The sequence below is a fragment of the Mycolicibacterium chlorophenolicum genome (genome assembly GCF_001044235.1).
In the GTDB taxonomy this organism is placed as follows: Bacteria; Actinomycetota; Actinomycetes; order Mycobacteriales; family Mycobacteriaceae; genus Mycobacterium; species Mycobacterium chlorophenolicum.
The window spans coordinates 1009226-1028997 of sequence record NZ_JYNL01000064.1 but is presented as its reverse complement, the minus strand read 5'-3'; the positions used below and the strand labels follow the sequence as shown (position 1 = coordinate 1028997).

At 69.1% G+C, this 19772-nt stretch carries 21 protein-coding genes; 19 read left to right on the top strand and 2 right to left on the bottom strand.

The annotated features are described in order from the left end of the window. Positions 1 to 17 precede the first annotated feature (17 nt). Together MCHLDSM_RS27145 and MCHLDSM_RS27140 are read left to right on the top strand one after the other, a co-directional pair. Positions 18 to 350 carry a DUF6285 domain-containing protein gene (locus MCHLDSM_RS27145; RefSeq protein WP_412178265.1) on the top strand — a complete coding sequence of 111 codons (333 nt, stop codon included), beginning with the start codon at positions 18 to 20 and terminating at the stop codon, positions 348 to 350. After that, entirely contained in the window at positions 350 to 1267 is a 918-nt protein-coding gene (locus tag MCHLDSM_RS27140; protein ID WP_048472782.1) for a Vgb family protein, read from the top strand. The genes MCHLDSM_RS27145 and MCHLDSM_RS27140 overlap by 1 nt, the downstream gene beginning before the upstream one ends. 2 nt (positions 1268 to 1269) lie before the next feature. On the opposite strand, the gene MCHLDSM_RS27135 is transcribed toward MCHLDSM_RS27140, so the two are convergent. Next, positions 1270 to 1899 carry a class I SAM-dependent methyltransferase gene (locus tag MCHLDSM_RS27135; protein ID WP_048472781.1) on the bottom strand — a complete coding sequence of 210 codons (630 nt, stop codon included), beginning with the start codon at positions 1897 to 1899 and terminating at the stop codon, positions 1270 to 1272. Positions 1900 to 1952: 53 nt separating this feature from the next. On the opposite strand from MCHLDSM_RS27135, the gene MCHLDSM_RS27130 reads away from it, so the two are divergent. The 17 genes from MCHLDSM_RS27130 to MCHLDSM_RS27050 all read left to right on the top strand — a co-directional run bounded on the left by MCHLDSM_RS27130 (position 1953) and on the right by MCHLDSM_RS27050 (position 19104). Then, positions 1953 to 2348, top strand: coding sequence for a nuclear transport factor 2 family protein (locus MCHLDSM_RS27130; RefSeq protein WP_048472780.1), 396 nt, complete (start codon positions 1953 to 1955; stop codon positions 2346 to 2348). Positions 2349 to 2404: 56 nt separating this feature from the next. After that, positions 2405 to 2821 carry an Rv3143 family two-component system response regulator gene (locus tag MCHLDSM_RS27125; protein ID WP_048473024.1) on the top strand — a complete coding sequence of 139 codons (417 nt, stop codon included), beginning with the start codon at positions 2405 to 2407 and terminating at the stop codon, positions 2819 to 2821. A 166-nt stretch (positions 2822 to 2987) separates the two neighbouring features. After that, positions 2988 to 3362, top strand: a complete 375-nt coding sequence (locus tag MCHLDSM_RS27120) for an NADH-quinone oxidoreductase subunit A (RefSeq protein ID WP_043407004.1) — start codon at positions 2988 to 2990, stop codon at positions 3360 to 3362. Further along, complete coding sequence (locus MCHLDSM_RS27115; RefSeq protein ID WP_048416588.1) at positions 3353 to 3907, top strand: NuoB/complex I 20 kDa subunit family protein; 555 nt, start codon at positions 3353 to 3355, stop codon at positions 3905 to 3907. The genes MCHLDSM_RS27120 and MCHLDSM_RS27115 overlap by 10 nt, the downstream gene beginning before the upstream one ends. After that, entirely contained in the window at positions 3904 to 4584 is a 681-nt protein-coding gene (locus MCHLDSM_RS27110; RefSeq protein ID WP_048472779.1) for an NADH-quinone oxidoreductase subunit C, read from the top strand. The genes MCHLDSM_RS27115 and MCHLDSM_RS27110 overlap by 4 nt, the downstream gene beginning before the upstream one ends. Then, a complete protein-coding gene (locus MCHLDSM_RS27105) occupies positions 4584 to 5912 on the top strand; it encodes an NADH-quinone oxidoreductase subunit D (protein WP_048472778.1) in 1329 nt (442 codons plus the stop codon). Before MCHLDSM_RS27110 ends, MCHLDSM_RS27105 begins: the two co-directional genes overlap by 1 nt. Positions 5913 to 5943: 31 nt before the next feature. Continuing rightward, a complete protein-coding gene (nuoE, locus tag MCHLDSM_RS27100; protein ID WP_048472777.1) occupies positions 5944 to 6819 on the top strand; it encodes an NADH-quinone oxidoreductase subunit NuoE in 876 nt (291 codons plus the stop codon). Then, on the top strand, positions 6816 to 8135 hold the full coding sequence (nuoF, locus tag MCHLDSM_RS27095) for an NADH-quinone oxidoreductase subunit NuoF (RefSeq protein ID WP_048472776.1): 1320 nt from the start codon (positions 6816 to 6818) through the stop codon (positions 8133 to 8135). The genes nuoE and nuoF overlap by 4 nt, the downstream gene beginning before the upstream one ends. After that, entirely contained in the window at positions 8132 to 10516 is a 2385-nt protein-coding gene (locus tag MCHLDSM_RS27090) for an NADH-quinone oxidoreductase subunit G (protein WP_048472775.1), read from the top strand. Before nuoF ends, MCHLDSM_RS27090 begins: the two co-directional genes overlap by 4 nt. Continuing rightward, entirely contained in the window at positions 10513 to 11739 is a 1227-nt protein-coding gene (gene nuoH / locus MCHLDSM_RS27085; protein WP_048472774.1) for an NADH-quinone oxidoreductase subunit NuoH, read from the top strand. The genes MCHLDSM_RS27090 and nuoH overlap by 4 nt, the downstream gene beginning before the upstream one ends. Continuing rightward, positions 11732 to 12262, top strand: a complete 531-nt coding sequence (gene nuoI, locus MCHLDSM_RS27080; RefSeq protein ID WP_048416641.1) for an NADH-quinone oxidoreductase subunit NuoI — start codon at positions 11732 to 11734, stop codon at positions 12260 to 12262. The genes nuoH and nuoI overlap by 8 nt, the downstream gene beginning before the upstream one ends. Next, the gene (locus tag MCHLDSM_RS27075; RefSeq protein WP_048472773.1) at positions 12255 to 12986 is read left to right on the top strand and encodes an NADH-quinone oxidoreductase subunit J; all 732 of its coding nucleotides are present in this window, start codon (positions 12255 to 12257) and stop codon (positions 12984 to 12986) included. The genes nuoI and MCHLDSM_RS27075 overlap by 8 nt, the downstream gene beginning before the upstream one ends. Continuing rightward, positions 12983 to 13282: an NADH-quinone oxidoreductase subunit NuoK gene (gene nuoK, locus MCHLDSM_RS27070; RefSeq protein WP_043406980.1), complete on the top strand. Its 300-nt coding sequence runs from the start codon at positions 12983 to 12985 to the stop codon at positions 13280 to 13282. The genes MCHLDSM_RS27075 and nuoK overlap by 4 nt, the downstream gene beginning before the upstream one ends. Before the next feature lie 5 nt (positions 13283 to 13287). Then, the gene (gene nuoL, locus MCHLDSM_RS27065) at positions 13288 to 15168 is read left to right on the top strand and encodes an NADH-quinone oxidoreductase subunit L (RefSeq protein WP_048472772.1); all 1881 of its coding nucleotides are present in this window, start codon (positions 13288 to 13290) and stop codon (positions 15166 to 15168) included. Positions 15169 to 15185: 17 nt separating this feature from the next. Beyond that, positions 15186 to 16760: an NADH-quinone oxidoreductase subunit M gene (locus MCHLDSM_RS27060; RefSeq protein ID WP_048472771.1), complete on the top strand. Its 1575-nt coding sequence runs from the start codon at positions 15186 to 15188 to the stop codon at positions 16758 to 16760. Beyond that, a complete protein-coding gene (gene nuoN, locus MCHLDSM_RS27055; RefSeq protein ID WP_048472770.1) occupies positions 16757 to 18328 on the top strand; it encodes an NADH-quinone oxidoreductase subunit NuoN in 1572 nt (523 codons plus the stop codon). Before MCHLDSM_RS27060 ends, nuoN begins: the two co-directional genes overlap by 4 nt. Further along, a complete protein-coding gene (locus MCHLDSM_RS27050; RefSeq protein WP_048472769.1) occupies positions 18328 to 19104 on the top strand; it encodes an enoyl-CoA hydratase in 777 nt (258 codons plus the stop codon). The genes nuoN and MCHLDSM_RS27050 overlap by 1 nt, the downstream gene beginning before the upstream one ends. Here MCHLDSM_RS27050 and MCHLDSM_RS27045 read toward each other — a convergent pair whose 3' ends face one another. Beyond that, entirely contained in the window at positions 19105 to 19710 is a 606-nt protein-coding gene (locus MCHLDSM_RS27045; protein ID WP_048472768.1) for a TetR/AcrR family transcriptional regulator C-terminal ligand-binding domain-containing protein, read from the bottom strand. It abuts the gene before it with no gap. Positions 19711 to 19772: the final 62 nt, after the last annotated feature.

Below are 19772 nucleotides of genomic sequence, written 5' to 3'. Positions count from 1 at the left end.
CGAAGAACAGAGAACAGGTGACGGGTACGCGACCGACGGCGGCCGAGCTCGTGGCCGCCGTCGCCGACTTCCTCGACAACGAGGTCCGCGCCGCGTGCGACGGGCAGGTCGGCTTCCACGCCCGGGTGGCGGCCAATGCGCTGCGCATCGTCGAACGCGAATTGCTCGACGAGACAGCCGGTTCGGTACACGCGGCGCTGGAGCGTCTCGGGTTCGCCGACGAGACGGCGCTGGCGCGAGCGATCCGCGACGGCGCGCTGGAGGATCGTTCCGACGAGGTGATGGACTGCCTGCGGCTGCTGGTGCGGCACCGTTTGGCGATCGACCATCCCGGTTACGCCGACGGCTGATGGTGCATTCGATCGGGTCGATACACGAGATCGTCCTCGACGGCGCCGCCGATCCCTACGGCATCGCCACATCCCCTGACGGCGCGGTGTGGGTGACCCATGGCGGGGGTGTGGTGCGGATCGCCGACGACGGAACCCAGCGGCACCTTCGGACTCCCGCCGGCGCCCGCCCCACCGCCGTCACCGTCGCGCCGGATGCGGCGGCCTGGTTCGCCCGCACCGGGGACGATCGCCTCGGCACGGTGCGTCCGGACGGCACCGCCGCCACCGTCGATCTCGCGGCCGGCAGCGCTCCGTTCGGTGTCTGCATCGGCCCGGACGACGCGCTGTGGTTCACCGCGTCCGCCGCCGACCGGGTGGGCCGATGTGGAGCGGACGGCACGGTGACGGTCGTCAGCCTGCCCGCCGGGAGTTTCCCGGCCTACCTCACCGCCGGCCCGGACGGGGCGGTGTGGGCAGCGTTGAACGGCGCGAACGCACTGGCTCGCGTCACCGTCGACGGCGAGGTGCGGATCGTCGATCTGCCGACCGCAGCGGCGCCCGTCGGCATCGCAAGCGGCGACGGCGCGCTGTGGGCGGCCTGCATCGGCAGCGGGCACCTCGTGCGTGTCGACCCCGCCGGGCAGGTGACGGAGTTCGCGCTGCCGGAGCCGGACTGCCGACCGCACGCGCTGGCCGCCGGCGCCCAGGGTTGCTGGTTCACCGAGTGGGGAGCCAACCGGATCGGCCACATCGACTGGGACGGCCACGTCGAGGAGTTCGTCCTCCCGCCGGGGCCGGCCGAACCGCACGGCGTGGCCGTGGGATCCGACGACACGGTATGGGTGGCCTTCGAGTCGGGCCGCGCGGCCCCGCTGACGCCGCGGGGGGCCTCCGGCGGAGAGTCCGGCGCCGTGGTGAGGCTGACCCCGCGATGAGCTCAGATCCGACGGGCCCGCAGCAGCCAGGCCGGCTCGTCGACCCGCGTGCCGACGTCGAGGCCGAGCGCCTCGGCGTGCATGTCGGTGACCACGCCGCGGTACGTCGTCGGGCTGAGGTCCTCCACCGACCACCCGGCACCGAAGGCGCCGACGAGGTCGTCGCGGCCGACCTGCGGTCCGAAGCCGCGGCCGGCATCGGAGAGTGCCAGCACGACCACCAGCGCACCGGGCCGGGTGACCCCGTGCAGGCTGCGGACGTACTGGGCCCGGTCGGCGTCGTCGAACACGTGGAACAGGGCGCTGTCGACGACGGTGTCGTAGGTCGGCGACGTACCGAGATCGAGGGCGTCGCGGACGTCGAACCGGGCGTCGACGCCCTGGGCGGCGGCGTTGCGCCGGGCCTGCTCCACCGCGGTCGGTGCGCCGTCGACGCCGAGGACGTCGTAACCGAGGCGCGTCAGCAGGATGGTGTGCTCGCCGGTTCCGCACCCGACGTCGAGCACGCGGCCGCGGAGGTGGCCGGCACGCTCGAGGTCGACGATCGCGGGCTGGGGTTCGCCGATGACCCACGGCGGGGTCTGGTGCTTGTAGAAATCGTCGAAGCGGGAGAGTGTGGGGGTCTGGTCCATGTGTCCATTGTTCAACCTGAACGGAAGTTGAGGTCAACGTTGAATTCAGCACCGTGTCCGCGACCGAGGTGAAGACGGTTCTCGACGTCGCCGACCGCCTGTTCGGCGCGATCGAGGACAGCGACGTCGCCGGCGTGGAGCAGCTGTTCGGTCCGGGCATCGCGGTGCGCAAGACCGGGGACGAGCGCGACAACGACCGGAGGCGGTCGGTCCGCATCATCGGCTGGTTCATCGACAGCACCAGCGACCGGCGCTACGAGGTGCTGGACCGGCAGGTGTTCGAGGGCGGCTTCGTCCAGCAGCACATCCTGCATGCCCACGGCCACCGCGGCGCGGTGGTGGCGATGCGGGTCTGCATCGTCATCAAGGTCGGCGCCGACGGGCTGATCACCCGGATCGACGAGTACTTCGATCCGGCCGACCTCGCGGAACTGCTCGCCGAATCGTGAGCGCGCCGACCCCAGAACGCGGTCCGGACGGACCCGCCGCGGCTACCATCGCGCCCATGGTGGTGCCGTCATCGACGCCCGAGGCGCAACGTGTGCTGCGCGTCCTGGTCTACAGCAGCAATCCGAGGACTCGTGAGCAGGTTCGGCTGGCCCTGGGCAAGCGGGTGCACCCCGAGCTCCCCGAACTGAGCTACCTGGACGTCGCCACCGGCCCGATGGTGATCACGCAGATGGACGAGGGCGGGTTCGACCTGGTGATCCTCGACGGCGAGGCCACCCCGGTCGGGGGGATGGGGATCGCCAAACAGCTCAAGGACGAGATCGAGCACTGCCCACCGGTGCTGGTGCTGACGGGGCGGCCCGACGACGCGTGGCTGGCCAACTGGTCCCGCGCGGAGGCGGCGGTCCCCCACCCGATCGACCCCATCCGGCTCGGCGACGCCGTCGTGTCGCTCCTGCGCGCCGCGGCCTGAGCCGCCCGCACGTGAAAAACCGTGCTGGCCTTGCCTTTTGGAGGCAAGGGGGGATCCCGAGGGGACGCCACTAGCGATACTAATCAAAATGTGTGGCTTGCATCCCGAACAGGGCTAGGCTGTGTGATAGCTCACATCGACAGCCCCCGAGGAGCGCCCGCGCAGCATGAGCCTGTACACGCCGATCCTGGTTCTTGGTGCGATTGCTGCGGTGTTCGCCGTCGGTTCGGTGGGCATCGCGGTGTTGATCGGACCCCGCCGCTACAACCGCGCCAAGCTCGAGGCCTACGAGTGCGGTATCGAACCGATGGACGCCTCCGACCCCGCCGCGGCGGCCACCGGCCAGCGCTTCCCGATTCGCTACTACCTGACCGCGATGCTGTTCATCGTCTTCGACATCGAGATCGTGTTCCTGTACCCGTGGGCGGTCGCTTTCGACAGTCTCGGTCTGTTCGCACTGGTCGAGATGTTGCTGTTCATGATCATCGTCTTCGTCGCCTACGCCTACGTGTGGCGCAGAGGAGGCCTGCAATGGGACTAGAGGAACGCCTTCCCGGAGGCATCCTGCTGTCCACCGTCGAGAAGGTGGCCGGCTACGTGCGCAAGGGATCGCTGTGGCCGGCGACGTTCGGTCTCGCGTGCTGCGCGATCGAGATGATGGCCACCGCCGGACCGCGGTTCGACATCTCGCGGTTCGGGATGGAACGGTTCTCCGCGACGCCGCGCCAAGCCGATCTGATGATCGTCGCGGGCCGGGTCAGCCAGAAGATGGCACCGGTGCTGCGGCAGATCTACGACCAGATGGCCGAGCCCAAATGGGTGCTGGCCATGGGGGTGTGCGCGTCGTCGGGCGGGATGTTCAACAACTACGCGGTGGTGCAGGGCGTCGATCACGTCGTGCCGGTGGACATCTACCTCCCCGGCTGCCCGCCCCGGCCCGAGATGCTGTTGCACGCGATCCTCAAGCTGCACGACAAGATTCAGCAGATGCCACTCGGGGTCAATCGCGAGGAGGCGGTCAGGGAGGCCGAGCAGGCGGCGCTGGCGATTCCGCCGACGATCGAGCTCAAAGGGCTGTTGAGGTGAGCACCGACGGCAACGGCGGTGGCCCCGAGGTCATCGGCGTGCGGCGCGGCATGTTCGGCGCCAAGGGCAGCGGAGACACCTCGGGGTACGGGCGCCTCATCCGGCCGGTGGCGCTGCCCGGGAGCACGCCGCGGCCCTACGGCGGCTATTTCGACGGCGTGGTCGACGCGTTGACGGCCGCACTCGGCGACGACGTGGTCGCAGAGTCCATCGAGCGCGTCGTCGTGTTCCGCGGCGAACTGACGCTCGAGGTGCACCGGGACCGGCTGCTCACGGTGGCCCGGGCGCTGCGCGACGACGCCGCGCTGCGCTTCGAGCTGTGTCTGGGCGTCAACGGCGTGCACTACCCCGAGGACAACGGCCGCGAACTGCACGCCGTCTACCCGCTGATGTCCATCACCCACAACCGGCGCCTGCGCGTGGAAGTGGCTGCGCCCGATGCCGATCCGCACATCCCGTCGCTGTTCTCGGTGTATCCCACCACCGACTGGCACGAGCGGGAGACGTTCGATTTCTTCGGCATCGTCTTCGACGGCCATCCGTCGCTGACCCGCATCGAGATGCCCGACGACTGGGTCGGCCATCCGCAACGCAAGGACTACCCGCTGGGCGGGGTGCCCGTCGAGTATCACGGCGCCCAGATACCCCCGCCCGACGAGCGGAGGGCTTACAACTGATGACGATTTCCCAAGGCCCACCCGAGCGGGTGGTCGTCGTCGGCGGCCAGGATTGGGACCAGGTCGTCATGGCGGCGCGGCAGAACGCGGCCGAGCATGCCGGAGAGCGCATCGTCGTGAACATGGGACCCCAGCATCCGTCGACCCACGGGGTGCTGCGCCTGATCCTCGAGATCGAGGGCGAGACGATCGTCGAGGCCCGTTGCGGTATCGGCTATCTGCACACCGGGATCGAGAAGAATCTCGAATTCCGCACGTGGACACAGGGTGTCACCTTCGTCACCCGGATGGACTATCTGGCACCGTTTTTCAACGAGACAGTGTACTGCCTCGGCGTGGAGAAGCTGCTCGACGTCACCGACGCCATCCCCGAGCGCGCGTCGGTGATCCGCGTGATGATGATGGAGCTCAACCGGATCTCCAGCCACCTCGTCGCTCTGGCCACCGGCGGAATGGAACTCGGCGCGATGACCGCGATGTTCCTGGGTTTCCGCGAACGCGAACTGATCCTGTCGGTGTTCGAGACCATCACCGGGCTGCGGATGAACCACGCCTACGTCCGGCCCGGAGGTGTGGCCGTCGACCTCCCGCCCGAGGCCATGCCGCAGCTGCACGACCTGCTGACCCTGCTGCCCGAGCGGCTGCGCGATCTGGAGAACCTGCTCAACGAGAACTACATCTGGAAGGCGCGCACGCTGGGGATCGGCTACCTCGATCTCACGGGATGCATGGCGCTCGGCATCACCGGACCCGTGCTGCGCGCCACCGGCCTTCCGCACGACCTGCGCAAGGCGCAGCCGTACTGCGGTTACGAGACCTACGATTTCGACGTCATCACCGACGACCGCTGTGATTCCTACGGCCGCTACCTGATCCGGGTCAAGGAGATGCGGGAGTCCCTGAAGATCGTCGAGCAGTGCGTGGAACGTCTGGAACGGCTCGCGGATCAGCCGGTGATGATCGAGGACAAGAAGCTGGCATGGCCGGCCGATCTCGAGGTCGGCCCCGACGGTCTGGGCAATTCACCCGAACACATCGCCAAGATCATGGGCCGCTCGATGGAGGGCCTGATCCACCACTTCAAGATCGTCACCGAGGGGATCCGGGTGCCCGCGGGGCAGGTTTACACGGCGGTGGAGTCGCCCCGCGGGGAGCTCGGGGTGCACATGGTCTCCGACGGCGGGACGCGGCCGTACCGGGTGCACTACCGGGACCCGTCGTTCACGAATCTGCAAGCGGTCGCAGCGATGTGCGAGGGGGGCATGGTGGCTGACGCGATCGCGGCGGTGGCGTCGATCGATCCGGTGATGGGCGGGGTGGATCGATGAGCGCTCGCGCGAAGAGACGGGGGCAAAGGTAGTGAGCATCTTTCTCGAACTCGGGCAGCGGCCCGACGAACCCGGTCCGCCGATCCACGGCCCGGCCGGCTATCCCGCCGACGTCACGGCGCGACTGCGCGACGACGCCGCCGTCATCATCGCCCGGTACCCCGACTCGCGGTCGGCCCTGCTGCCACTGCTGCATCTGGTGCAGGCCGAGGACGGTTACCTCACTCCGGCCGGGATCGCTTTCTGTGCTGAGCAATTGGACCTGACCGCTGCCGAGGTGACCGCGGTGGCGACGTTCTACTCGATGTACCGACGCACTCCGACCGGCGATTACCTGGTCGGCGTCTGCACCAACACGCTGTGCGCGGTGATGGGCGGCGACGCGATCCTGGAGACCTTGGAGGACCATCTCGGGATCGGGGCCGGGCAGAGCACTCCGGACGGCCGGATCACGTTGGAGCATGTCGAATGCAACGCGGCGTGCGACTACGCACCCGTCGTGATGGTGAACTGGGAGTTCTTCGACAACCAGACGCCGTCGTCGGCGCGCGACCTCGTCGATGCGCTGCGCGAGGGCGACCTGCCGACACCCTCGCGCAGCGCGACGCTGTGCACCTTCCGCGAGACCGCCAGAATCCTTGCCGGCCTTCCCCATTCGGACAGCACCGACGACGCGGGCGCGGTGGGCCCGGCGACACTGGCCGGGCTGCTCATAGCCCGGGAACGCGGCATGAGCGCCCCGGACACCGACGGACCCCCCAGCGACAGCACCGCCGACGGCCCGGGAGACGAGCACGCCGAGGCGGCCGAGGCCGTCAAAGACCAGCCGGCACCCGCACCGTCGGCCGATGTTCCCGCCCGCGGGCACACCGCGGAGACCGATCCGACCGCGACGGACACGCCATGACCCCCTTGACCCCCGTGCTCAGCAGCTTCTGGGACGAGCCCCAGCCGTGGACACTCGAGACCTATCGCCGCCATGGCGGCTATCAGGCGCTGGAGCGCGCCCTGTCGATGAGCCCCGATGACGTCATCACCACGGTCAAGGATTCCGGACTGCGGGGTCGCGGCGGCGCCGGCTTCCCGACGGGGACCAAGTGGTCGTTCATCCCCCAGGGTGACGAAGGCCCGGCGGCCAAACCGCACTACCTGGTGATCAACGCCGACGAGTCCGAACCCGGCACGTGCAAAGACATGCCGTTGATGCTGACCACACCGCACTTCTTGGTCGAGGGCGCGATCATCGCGGCCTACGCGATCCGTGCCCACCACGCGTTCATCTACCTGCGCGGTGAGGTGCTGCCGGTGCTGCGCCGGTTGCAGACCGCCGTCGCCGAGGCGTACGCGGCCGGCCATCTGGGCACCGACATCGGCGGTTCGGGCTTCGACCTGGAACTCGTGGTGCACGCCGGTGCCGGGGCCTACATCTGCGGCGAGGAGACCGCGCTGCTGGACTCCCTGGAGGGCCGCCGCGGCCAGCCCCGACTACGGCCGCCGTTCCCGGCGGTCGCGGGGCTGTACGCCTGCCCGACCGTCGTCAACAACGTCGAGTCGATCGCCAGCGTGCCGCCCATCCTGCGCAACGGCGTGGACTGGTTCCGGTCGATGGGCACGGAGAAGTCGCCCGGGTTCACGCTGTATTCGCTGTCCGGGCACGTGACCACTCCGGGCCAGTACGAGGCGCCGCTGGGGATCACGCTGCGCGAACTGCTCTCCTACGCCGGTGGTGTGCGCGCCGGGCACGAGCTGAAGTTCTGGACCCCCGGCGGGTCCTCGACTCCCCTGCTGACCGCCGAACATCTCGACGTGCCCCTCGATTACGAGGGCATGGCGAGCGTGGGGTCGATGCTGGGCACCAAGGCCTTGCAGATCTTCGACGACACCACATGCGTGGTGCGCGCGGTGCGCCGCTGGACGCAGTTCTACGCACACGAATCCTGCGGCAAGTGCACCCCGTGCCGGGAGGGCACCTACTGGCTGGCGCAGATCTACGAGCGCCTCGAGACCGGCCGGGGCACCGAGGAGGATCTCGACAAGCTGCTCGACATCTCCGACAACATCTTCGGAAAATCGTTCTGCGCGTTGGGTGACGGCGCCGCCAGCCCGATCTTGTCGTCCCTGAAGCACTTTCGCGACGAGTACGAGGCGCACCTGGATCCCGCCGGGTGTCCCATCGATCCGTACGCGTCGATGCTGGCGGCACCGGAAGGAGTGGGCGCATGACGCTGGCCGAGCACAGCCACGACGCACCGCCGGTCGAGATGGTCACGCTGACGATCGACGGCACCGAGGTGAGCGTCCCCAAGGGCACCCTGGTGATCCGCGCCGCCGAGCTGATGGGGGTACAGATCCCCCGCTTCTGCGACCACCCGCTGCTGGACCCTGTCGGGGCCTGCCGTCAGTGCCTGGTCGAGGTCGAGGGACAGCGGAAACCGTTGGCGTCCTGCACCACCACCGTGTCCCCCGACATGGTGGTGCGAACACAGTTCACCTCCGAAGCCGCCGACAAGGCGCAGCACGGGGTGATGGAACTACTGCTCATCAACCATCCGCTGGACTGCCCGATCTGCGACAAGGGCGGCGAGTGCCCGCTGCAGAACCAGGCGATGTCGAACGGCCGCACCGAGACCCGCTTCGACGACGTCAAGCGCACCTTCCCCAAACCGATCGCGATCTCCTCGCAGGTACTGCTGGACCGCGAACGGTGCGTGCTGTGCGCCCGGTGCACACGCTTCTCCGACCAGATCGCCGGGGATCGTTTCATCGACCTGCTCGAGCGCGGGGCCAGCCAGCAGGTGGGCATCGCCACCGGGGAGCCGTTCCAGTCGTACTTCTCCGGCAACACCGTGCAGATCTGTCCGGTCGGGGCGCTGACGGGCACCGCCTACCGGTTCCGCGCCCGGCCGTTCGACCTGGTGTCCAGCCCCAGTGTCTGCGAGCACTGCGCCTCGGGGTGTGCGCAGCGTACCGATCACCGTCGCGGAAAGGTGCTGCGCCGGCTCGCCGGCGACGACCCCGAGGTCAACGAGGAGTGGAACTGCGACAAGGGCCGCTGGGCGTTCACCTATACCGGAGTGGGTGATCGACTCACCACACCGCTGATCCGTGAGGACGGTGTGCTGCGTCCGGCGTCGTGGTCGGAAGCACTCGGCGTGGCGGCAGGCAGGCTGGCGGCGTCCGGCGGCAGAGCGGGTGTGCTCGTCGGCGGCCGGTGCACCGCCGAAGACGCCTACTCCTACGCGAAGTTCGCCCGAATCGTGCTGGGCAGCAACGACATCGACTTCCGCATCCGGCAGCACAGTGCCGAGGAGGCGGAGTTCCTCGCCGCGCACGTCGCCGGCCGGCCGATGACCGTCACCTACACCGATCTCGAGAAGGCCCCGGCCGTGCTACTGGCGGGGTTCGAGCCCGAGGAGGAGTCGCCGATCGTCTTCCTGCGGCTGCGCAAGGCGGTGCGGCGGCACCGCGTGCGGGTGCTGTCCGTGGCACCGCTGGCGTCGCGCGGTCTGCGCAAGCTGTCCGGCGAGGTGTTCCTCACCGCCCCGGGTGCCGAACCCGCGGCGCTGGACGGCCTGGCCGGCAACGAGCTGCTGGCGATGCCCGGCGCACTCATCCTGGTCGGGGAACGGCTCGCGGCCACGCCGGGAGCGCTGACGGCCGCGGCGCGGCTCGCGGCCTCGACCGGGGCAGGGCTGGCGTGGGTGCCCCGCCGGGCCGGTGAGCGCGGAGCCCTCGAAGCGGGGGCGCTGCCGAACCTGCTGCCCGGTGGACGTCCCGTCGGCGACGACACCGCACGGGCTCAGATGGCAGCCGCGTGGAACGTCGACACCCTGCCGGCCGAGCCGGGACGCGACACGGCGGCGATACTCACGGCCGCCGCGGCCGGCGGGCTGGACGCCCTGCTGGTGGGCGGAATCGACATCGACGACCTGGTCGACCCGGCGGCCGCCGTCGCGGCGCTCGACGCCGCACCGTTCGTGGTCAGCCTGGAGCTGCGCCACAGCGCGGTGACCGAGCGTGCCGACGTGATCTTCCCGGTCGCCCCGGTCGTGGAGAAGGCCGGCTCGTTCGTCAACTGGGAGGGCCGGATCCGGCCGTTCGAGGCGTCGTTGCGCACCAACGCGATTCCCGACCAGCGGGTGCTGACCTACCTGGCCGACGAGATCGGGATCGACCTCGGCCTGCCGAGCGCCTCGGCCGCGGCCGACGAACGTGCCCGCATCGGGCTGTGGGCAGGAGCGCGCGACGCCGCCGGACAGGCCGCGCCACCATCGCCCGCACCGGAGCGGGGTCAGGCGGTGCTCGCGACGTGGCGCCTCCTGCTGGACAACGGCCGACTGCAGGACGGCGAACCGCATCTCGCGGGTACAGCCCACCGCCCCGTGGTGCGGCTGTCCGCCGCCACGGCCGCCGAGATCGACGCCGCCGCCGGTGACCCGGTGACCGTCAGCACCGAACGCGGCGCGATCACCCTGCCGTTGGCCGTCACCGACATGGCCGACCGCGTGGTCTGGCTGCCGACGAATTCGCCCGGCAGCACGGTGCATTCGACGCTGGGCGTGACGTCCGGCGCTGTCGTATCGATCGGACGGGAGCAGCTGTGACCTATCCCGACCCGACGCTGTTCGGGCACGACCCGTGGTGGTTGATCCTCGCCAAATCGCTGGGCATCTTCGTGTTCCTGCTGCTGACGGTGCTCACCGCGATCCTGCTCGAGCGAAAGATCCTGGGCCGCATGCAGATGCGGTTCGGCCCCAACCGGGTCGGTCCGCACGGCCTGCTGCAGTCGCTTGCCGACGGCGTCAAGCTCGCCCTCAAGGAGGGACTGATCCCCGCCGGGGTGGACAAGTGGATCTACCTCGCTGCGCCGGTGATCTCGGTGATCCCCGCGTTCATGGCGTTCGCGGTCATCCCACTCGGCGGTGAGGTGTCGATCTTCGGCCACCGCACCGCACTGCAGCTGACCGACCTCCCCGTCGCGGTGCTCTACATCCTGGCGGTCACCTCGATCGGCGTGTACGGCATCGTGCTCGCGGGATGGGCGTCGGGCTCGGTGTATCCGCTCCTGGGCGGGCTGCGCTCGTCGGCGCAGGTGGTGTCCTACGAGATCGCGATGGCGTTGTCGTTCGCCGCGGTGTTCATCTATTCGGGCACCATGTCGACCTCGGGCATCGTTTCCGCACAGACGGACACGTGGTTCGTGTTCCTGCTGCTGCCGTCCTTCCTGGTCTACCTGACGTCCATGGTGGGCGAGACCAACCGCGCCCCCTTCGATCTGCCCGAGGCCGAAGGTGAGCTCGTCGGCGGTTTCCACACCGAGTACTCGTCGCTGAAGTTCGCGATGTTCATGCTCGCCGAGTACGTGAACATGACCACCGTGTCCGCGCTGGCCACCACGCTGTTCCTCGGCGGCTGGCACGCCCCGTGGCCGCTGAGCCTGTGGGAGGGCGCGAACACCGGGTGGTGGCCGCTGCTGTGGTTCACCGCGAAGGTGTGGGTGTTCCTGTTCGTGTTCATGTGGCTGCGGGCGACACTGCCCCGCCTGCGCTACGACCAGTTCATGGCGCTGGGGTGGAAGATCCTCATCCCGGTCTCGCTGGGCTGGATCATGATCGTCGCGACCACCCACACGCTGAGCAACCGCGGCTACCAGACCTGGTCCACCGCCGCGATCGGCCTCGCGGTCGTGGCGTTCGCGGCGCTGGGCACCTACCTGTGGCGGTCGCGGCGCGCCAAGGCGCCATCTCCCCCATCCCCCGTCCGTCCGGCGGATCCCGGCGCCTTCCCGGTGCCGCCGATGCCGGTGAAGGAGCGTGCAGATGTCTAAGTTCTTCGACGCGGTGGCGGGTTTCGGCGTCACCTTCGGGTCGATGTTCAAAAAGCCCGTCACCGAGGAGTATCCGGAGAAGCCGGGGCCGGTGGCCAAGCGTTACCACGGCCGCCACCAACTCAATCGGTACCCCGACGGTCTGGAGAAGTGCATCGGCTGCGAGCTGTGCGCCTGGGCCTGCCCCGCCGATGCGATCTACGTCGAGGGTGCCGACAACACCGACACCGAACGGTTCTCGCCCGGGGAGCGCTACGGCCGGGTGTACCAGATCAACTATCTGCGCTGCATCGGCTGCGGACTGTGCATCGAAGCCTGCCCGACACGGGCGTTGACGATGACCAACGACTACGAGATGGCCGACGACAACCGGTCCGATCTGATCTACGGCAAGGACAAGCTACTGGCCCCGCTGGCTCCCGGGATGGAGCCGCCGCCGCACGCGATGGCGCCGGGCAGCACCGACGACGACTACTACCTCGGCAACATCACGCCGCCGTCGGCGAGGAGCACGCATGGGTGAGACAGTGCTCTTCTGGGTGCTCGCCGTCGTCACGGTGGCGGGCGCGCTGGGTGTGGTGTCCGCACCGAAGGCGGTCTACTCGGCGATCTCGCTGGCCATCACGATGATCGCGCTCGCGGTGCTCTACATCGCCCAGGACGCGCCGTTTCTCGGCGTGGTCCAGGTGGTGGTGTACACCGGCGCGGTCATGATGCTGTTCCTGTTCGTGCTGATGCTCATCGGCGTCGACTCGTCGGAGTCGCTGGTGGAGACATTGCGCGGGCAGCGGGTCGCGGCGATCGTGATCGGCGTCGGTTTCGGTGTGCTGCTGATCGCCGGCATCGGCACCGTGTCGGCGGCCGGATTCACCGGTCTGGGCCAGGCCAATGCCAACGGCAACGTCGAAGGCCTTGCCGCCCTGATCTTCACGAAGTACCTGTGGGCCTTCGAGCTGACCGGTGCACTGCTCATCACCGCCGCGCTGGGCGCCATGGTGCTCGCCCACCGGGAACGCTTCGAGCGGCGCAAGACCCAGCGCGAGCTCGCGGCCGAACGGTTCGCCCCCGGTGGTCACCCGACCACGCTGCCCAATCCCGGGGTGTACGCCCGGCACAACGCCGTCGACGTGCCCGCCCGGCTGCCCGACGGAACCGGCTCGGAGTTGTCGGTCAGCGCGATCCTGCAGCTGCGGCCGGTCCCCGACGACCACGGTGCCGACCACGGCGGAAACGGCGAGAGCCGATGAACCCCGACAACTACCTCTACCTCTCGGCGCTGCTGTTCACCATCGGCGCGGCCGGAGTGCTGTTGCGGCGCAACGCGATCGTCATGTTCATGTGCGTCGAGCTGATGCTCAACGCCGGGAACCTCGCGTTCGTCGCGTTCTCCCGGATCCACGGCCAACTCGACGGACAGGTGGTGGCGTTCTTCACGATGGTGGTCGCGGCCTGCGAGGTGGTGATCGGCCTGGCGATCATCATGACGATCTTCCGGACCCGGCGCTCGGCGAACGTCGACGACGCCAGCCTGCTGAGGCATTAGGCACGATGACACTTCCCGTGTGGCTGCTCATCGCCCTGCCGCTGGCGGGCGCACTGGTGCTGTTGCTGGCCGGCAAGCGCTCCGACCCCTGGGGCCACCTGCTGGGCACAGCCGCGGCGCTGGCGTCGTTCGTCTGCGCGGCAGTGCTTTTCGCCGACATGCTGGGCCGCGACGCCGAACAGCGCGCGATGCACCAGAGCCTGTTCAGCTGGGTGCCCGTCGGCGAGCTGCGCGTCGACTTCGGTCTGCAACTCGACCAGTTGTCGATGTGCTTCGCGTTGCTGATCACCGGTGTCGGCTCGCTGATCCACATCTACTCGATCGGCTACATGAAAGAGGACGTCGGTCGCAGACGTTTCTTCGCCTATCTGAACCTGTTCCTCGCCGCGATGCTGCTGCTGGTGCTCGCCGACAACTACCTCGGCCTCTACATGGGCTGGGAGGGTGTGGGTCTCGCGTCGTACCTGCTGATCGGCTTCTGGTCGCACAAGCCGTCGGCCGCCACCGCGGCCAAGAAGGCGTTCGTCGTCAACCGCGTCGGTGACATCGGGTTGGCCGTCGCGCTGATGGTGATGTTCTCCGCCATCGGCGCGGTGTCCTTCAGCGGCGTGTTCGGTGCCGCACCGCAACTGGGCGAGGGCACACTCACCGCGATCGGTCTGCTGCTGCTCCTCGCCGCGTGCGGCAAGTCGGCCCAGGTCCCCCTGCAGTCCTGGCTCGGCGACGCGATGGAGGGTCCCACGCCGGTGTCGGCGCTCATCCACGCCGCAACCATGGTCACCGCCGGGGTGTACCTGATCGTGCGCTCGGCGCCGGTCTTCGACCTCGCCCCGCACGCGCAGACCGCAGTGGTGGTCGTCGGCGCGGTCACGTTGTTGTTCGGCGCGATCGTCGGCTGCGCCAAGGACGACATCAAGAAGGCGCTCGCGGCGTCGACGATGAGTCAGATCGGCTACATGGTGCTGGCCGCGGGTCTGGGACCGGCCGGCTACGCGTTCGCGATCATGCACCTGCTGACCCACGGCTTCTTCAAGGCCGGCCTGTTCCTCGGCGCCGGGTCGGTGATGCACGCGATGGACGACGAGGTGAACATGCGCCATTACGGCGGGCTGCGCAAGGCCCTGCCGGTGACGTTCGTGACCTTCGGCCTCGGCTACCTCGCGATCATCGGCATCCCGCCGCTGGCCGGGTTCTTCTCCAAGGACGGCATCATCGAGGCCGCGCTCGGCGCAGGCGGCATCAAAGGCGTCATCCTCGGCACGGCGACGATTCTCGGAGCCGGGATCACCGCGTTCTACATGACCCGGGTGATGCTGATGACGTTCTTCGGGGAGAAGCGCTGGGCCGAACACAACCATCCCCACGAGGCGCCCGCGGTGATGACGTGGCCGATGATCCTGCTCGCCGTCGGGTCCGTGACCGCCGGCGGCGCCCTGGCGCTCGGCGGCACCCTGCAGCACTGGCTCGAACCGGTTGTCGGCGCCCACGAGGCGCACCACGCCGTGCCGGTCTGGGTGGTGACCGTGGTGGTGCTGGCCGTGGTCGCGGTCGGGATCCTGATCGCCTACCGCATGTACGGGACGCGCGCGGTGCCCGCCGAAGCGCCGGCGGGATCGGCGCTGACCGTCGCCGCACGCCGCGACCTCTACGGCGATGCGTTCAACGAGAGGGTGCTGATGGCGCCGGGGGCGCAATTGACCAGGGGACTCACCGAACTCGACGACGAGGCGGTCGACGGCGCGGCCGGTGGCCTGGCCGCGGGGATCGGCCGGTTGTCCGACGGGCTGCGACAGGTGCAGACCGGATTCGCCCGCTCCTACGCGCTGTCGATGCTGGCCGGCGCGACGTTCGTCGTCGCGCTGATCCTGGCGGTGAACCTGTGGTGACGACCGGGACGTCTTCAATGTCCCTGCCGTGGCTGACCGTGCTCTGGGCGGTGCCGATGCTGGGCGCGGTGGTGGTGATGGTGCTGCCCGCGGCCGCCCGCTCGCTGGCCAAGTGGGTGGCGCTGGCCGTGGCGCTGGCGGTGCTCGCCGTCACCGCGGTCGTCGCCGTCGGCTTCGACCCCGGCGGCGAGCAGTACCAGTTCGTCGAGAACTACCGCTGGATACCGTCTTTCGGCACCGGCTACATCCTCGGGGTCGACGGCATCGCGCTGGCGCTGGTGGTGCTGACGGCGGTGCTGGTGCCACTGCTGATCGTCGCGGGCTGGAACGACGCCGGCGACCGGCTCAGCTGGGGCGGCCGCTCGGTGCACATCTACTTCGCGCTGACGCTGGCCGTCGAAGGCATGGTGCTGATCTCGCTGGTGTCCCTGGACATCCTGCTGTTCTACGTGTTCTTCGAAGCGATGCTGATCCCGATGTATTTCCTGATCGGCGGGTTCGGCGGCCGCGACCGTAGCCGGGCGGCGGTGAAGTTCCTGCTGTACAACCTGTTCGGCGGTCTGATCATGCTCGCCGCGGTGGTGGGGCTCTATGTCGCGACGTCCACGAGCGACGCGTTCGACGCGGGCACCTTCGACCTGCGGGCGATCGTCGCGGCGGTCGCCGGCGGTGAGTTCACGATGAACCCGGTGGTGATGCATCTGCTGTTCGGTGGGTTCATGTTCGCGTTCGCGGTGAAGGCGCCGTTGTGGCCGCTGCACCGCTGGCTGCCCGACGCCGCGGTCGAGGCCACCCCGGCCAGCGCGGTGCTGATGATGGCGATCATGGACAAGGTCGGGACGTTCGGCATGATCCGGTACTGCCTGACGCTGTTCCCCGACTCCGCGAAGTTCTTCAGCCCCCTGATCATCACGCTGGCGGTGATCGGCATCATCTACGGTGCGGTCGTCGCGATCGGTCAGACCGACGTGATGAGGTTGATCGCCTACACGTCGATCTCGCACTTCGGCTTCATCATCCTGGGCATCTTCGTGATGACCACGCAGGGCCAGTCCGGGTCGACGCTGTACATGGTCAACCACGGCATCTCGACCGCGGCGCTGTTCCTGATCGCCGGATTCTTGGTGTCGCGGCGTGGTTCCCGCCTCATCAGCGCCTACGGCGGCGTCCAGAAGGTGGCGCCCGTGCTGGCCGGCACCTTCCTGGTGGCGGGGCTGGCCACGCTGTCGCTACCCGGGCTGGCGCCGTTCATCAGCGAATTCCTGGTCCTCATCGGCACCTTCACCCGCTACCCGGTGTTCGGTGTGCTGGCCGCCAGCGCCCTGGTGCTCTCGGCGATCTACGTGCTGTGGATGTACCAGCGGATGATGACCGGACCGACCCCGCCGGCGCTCGCCGAGGGCGACACCCGGCTGCCGGATCTGCGGGCGCGTGAGATCGCGGTCGTCGCACCGCTGATCGCGCTGCTGCTCGTCCTCGGGGTGTATCCCAAGCCCGCCCTCGACGTGATCAATCCCGCGGTGACGCACACGCTGACGACGATCGACCAGCCCGACCCGGCACCCCGGATGGCGGAAGGCCCGGCGCGATGAACCTGCCCGCCCCGTCCATCGAGTACGGCCTGATCGCGCCGATGCTGATCGTGTTCGGCGCGGCCGTCCTCGGGGTGCTCCTCGAAGCCGTCCTGCCCCGCCGGCAGCGCTACGCCGCACAGGTCGCGCTCAGCCTCGCGGCGCTGACCGCGGCGTTCGTCGCCGTCGTTCTCGTCACGCGGGACATGCACGGCGGCAACGGAACCAGTGCGGTGATGGGCGCGGTGGCCGTCGACCGGCCCGCACTGTTCCTGCAGGGCACCATCCTGCTCGTCGGCATCCTCGGCATCCTGCTCATCGGCGAGCGCCGGATCGGCGTCCCCGACCGCGGCACCGAGCGCGGCGGACTGGACGCCTTCACCCCGCAGGCCTCCGCGATCGCGGGCAGCGTCGCCGAGAAGCAGGCGACCGCGGCCGGGGTCATCCAGACCGAGGTCTTCCCGTTGACCATGTTCGCCGTCGGCGGCATGCTGCTGTTCCCCGCGGCCGATGACCTGCTGACGATGTTCATCGCGCTCGAAGTGCTGTCGTTGCCGCTGTACCTGCTGTGCGGGCTGGCACGGCGGCGGCGGTTGCTCTCCCAGGAGTCGTCACTGAAGTACTTCCTGCTCGGCGCGTTCTCGTCGGCGTTCTTCCTCTACGGCGCGGCGATGCTGTATGGGTACGCGGGCACGCTGTCGCTGCCGGGCATCGCCGAGGCGGTGTCGGCGGACACGGGTTCACGGTCGCTGGCATTGATCGGCATCGCGCTGCTACTGGTCGGCGTGCTGTTCAAAGTCGGTGCGGTGCCGTTCCATTCGTGGATCCCCGACGTGTACCAGGGTGCGCCGACGCCCATCACCGCGTTCATGGCCGCGGCCACCAAGATCGCGGCGTTCGGGGCGATGCTGCGCCTGTTCTACGTGGCGCTGCCCGGCCTGCACGACGACTGGCGGCCCGTGCTGTGGACCATCGCGATCGCCACGATGGCCGTCGGCACCATCACCGCCGTGACGCAGAACGACGTGAAGCGGATCCTGGCGTATTCGGCGGTGGCGCACAGCGGGTTCATCCTGACCGGTGTGGTCGCCGGCAACGAGTCGGGGCTGTCGTCGACGCTGTTCTATCTGTTCGCCTACGGTTTCTCCACCGTCGGCGCGTTCGCGGTGGTCGGACTGGTCCGTGACGTCGACGGCGAGGAGGACACCGCGCTGGCGCGGTGGGCAGGGCTGGGAAAACGCTATCCACTGGTGGGCATCGTGTTCTCGCTGTTCCTGTTGGCGTTCGCCGGGATTCCGTTGACCAGCGGGTTCGTCAGCAAGTTCGCGGTGTTCAAGGCGGCCGGCGAAGGCGGGGCCATCCCGCTGGTGGTGGTCGGCGTGATCGCCAGCGCGATCGCGGCGTACTTCTACGTGCGCGTGATCGTGCTGATGTTCTTCACCGACCGTCCCGACGACGCCCCGACCGTGGTGGTGCCCAGCGTGCTGACGACGGCCGTCGTGGTGGTCACCGCGGCGGTGACGTTCCTGCTCGGCGCGCTGCCGCAACCGCTGCTCGACCTTGCCAACGCGGCCAACCGCTTCCTCTGATGTCGACCGAACTCGTGCTCACCGCCGACCACGGCGCCGTCCGCGTGATCACGCTGAACCGCCCGCAGGCGCGCAACGCGCTCAGCCGCGATCTGATCCGCGCCTGCTACGCCGCGTTGACCGCCGCGGACGCCGACGAGTCCGTCCGCGCGGTCGTTCTCACGGGCGCCGATCCGGCGTTCTGCGCCGGCGTCGACCTGAAAGAAGCTGCCCGCGATGGCCTTTCGTACTTCGAAGAGTTCCGCTCGCAGAGTTGCATCGCCGCGGTGGCCGCCATGCGGACCCCGGTCGTGGGCGCGGTGAACGGGGCCACGTTCACCGGAGGTCTGGAGATGGCGCTGGGCTGTGACTTCCTGATCGCCTCGGAGCGGGCGGTGTTCGCCGACACCCACGCCCGGGTGGGCATCCTGCCCGGCGGCGGCATGACGGCGCGGCTCCCCCAGCTGGTCGGCGCCGCGATGGCGCGGCGTCTGTCGATGACGGGCGAGGTGGTCGACTCCGCCCGCGCCGAGCGGATCGGACTGGTCACCGAGGTGGTGCCGCACGGCCGGCTGCTCGAACGGGCCGTCGAGCTCGCCACCCAGATCGCCGACGTGCCCGGGCCCACCATGCGCGGCCTCAAGGAGATCTACACCAGCGGCGCGGCCGCCGTGACCGATCCCGCGCTGGCCGCCGAGGAACGCATCGCGTTCGCGCAGCACCGCGAGTTCGACACTCTCGGCGACCGCTTCACCGCCGTCGCGCAGCGCAACAGGGAGCAGATCAACCCGGGCTGACTACGGCGCTGCCACGCCGTGCAGCAGGATCGACGTGGTGTTGTCCACCCACGCCGCACTCGCCAGGTAGTCGGGGGCCTGCAGCAGGGCCAGCATCGTCGCGCCGCCGATGAGGTGCACCAGGCCGTCGGGATCCACGTCGTCGCGCACCTCGCCCCGGTCGACCGCGTCACGCAACCGGGTCCCCACGGCGGCGAACAGGTCGGTGAACCGTGCGCTGACGCGGCCGAGCATCGCGGGGTCGGCCGACATGTCGGAGATGAGCCCGGGCAAAGCCGCGGCCACCACGGGGCTGGTGAACACGTCGCGCGCCGCCGCCACCATCGCCCGCAGGTCCGCGGCGATGTCACCGGGCGGGGTGTCGATCGCCGACGGGGTGACCGGGAACGCCGCCTCGTGGACGAGTTCGGCCTTGCTCGACCACCGGCGGTACAGCGCGGTCTTGGTGGTGCCGGCACGCTCGGCGACGGCGGCCATCGTGACGTTGGCGTAGCCGATTTCGACAAGGAGATCCGCCGTGGCCCGCAATATGGCAGCGTCGATACGCGGGTCGCGTGGGCGTCCGGCACTCGGGGTCTTGTCAGCCGAGGACGGGTCTGCTTTCATATCGCTACCCACCGTATCGTATTGGCAGGCGCCAGGACCTCGATTCGTGGCGGGAAGGACTC

Excerpts from the sequence above, each read along its gene's own strand:
- MCHLDSM_RS27140 (WP_048472782.1), top strand. The coding sequence starts at position 350 with ATGGTGCATTCGATCGGGTCGATACACGAGATCGTCCTCGACGGCGCC.
- MCHLDSM_RS27135 (WP_048472781.1), bottom strand. The coding sequence starts at position 1,899 with ATGGACCAGACCCCCACACTCTCCCGCTTCGACGATTTCTACAAGCAC.
- MCHLDSM_RS27125 (WP_048473024.1), top strand. The coding sequence starts at position 2,405 with ATGGTGGTGCCGTCATCGACGCCCGAGGCGCAACGTGTGCTGCGCGTC.
- MCHLDSM_RS27120 (WP_043407004.1), top strand. The coding sequence starts at position 2,988 with ATGAGCCTGTACACGCCGATCCTGGTTCTTGGTGCGATTGCTGCGGTG.
- MCHLDSM_RS27115 (WP_048416588.1), top strand. The coding sequence starts at position 3,353 with ATGGGACTAGAGGAACGCCTTCCCGGAGGCATCCTGCTGTCCACCGTC.
- MCHLDSM_RS27105 (WP_048472778.1), top strand. The coding sequence starts at position 4,584 with ATGACGATTTCCCAAGGCCCACCCGAGCGGGTGGTCGTCGTCGGCGGC.
- nuoF (WP_048472776.1), top strand. The coding sequence starts at position 6,816 with ATGACCCCCTTGACCCCCGTGCTCAGCAGCTTCTGGGACGAGCCCCAG.
- MCHLDSM_RS27090 (WP_048472775.1), top strand. The coding sequence starts at position 8,132 with ATGACGCTGGCCGAGCACAGCCACGACGCACCGCCGGTCGAGATGGTC.
- nuoI (WP_048416641.1), top strand. The coding sequence starts at position 11,732 with ATGTCTAAGTTCTTCGACGCGGTGGCGGGTTTCGGCGTCACCTTCGGG.
- MCHLDSM_RS27075 (WP_048472773.1), top strand. The coding sequence starts at position 12,255 with ATGGGTGAGACAGTGCTCTTCTGGGTGCTCGCCGTCGTCACGGTGGCG.
- nuoK (WP_043406980.1), top strand. The coding sequence starts at position 12,983 with ATGAACCCCGACAACTACCTCTACCTCTCGGCGCTGCTGTTCACCATC.
- nuoL (WP_048472772.1), top strand. The coding sequence starts at position 13,288 with ATGACACTTCCCGTGTGGCTGCTCATCGCCCTGCCGCTGGCGGGCGCA.
- MCHLDSM_RS27060 (WP_048472771.1), top strand. The coding sequence starts at position 15,186 with ATGTCCCTGCCGTGGCTGACCGTGCTCTGGGCGGTGCCGATGCTGGGC.
- nuoN (WP_048472770.1), top strand. The coding sequence starts at position 16,757 with ATGAACCTGCCCGCCCCGTCCATCGAGTACGGCCTGATCGCGCCGATG.
- MCHLDSM_RS27050 (WP_048472769.1), top strand. The coding sequence starts at position 18,328 with ATGTCGACCGAACTCGTGCTCACCGCCGACCACGGCGCCGTCCGCGTG.
- MCHLDSM_RS27045 (WP_048472768.1), bottom strand. The coding sequence starts at position 19,710 with ATGAAAGCAGACCCGTCCTCGGCTGACAAGACCCCGAGTGCCGGACGC.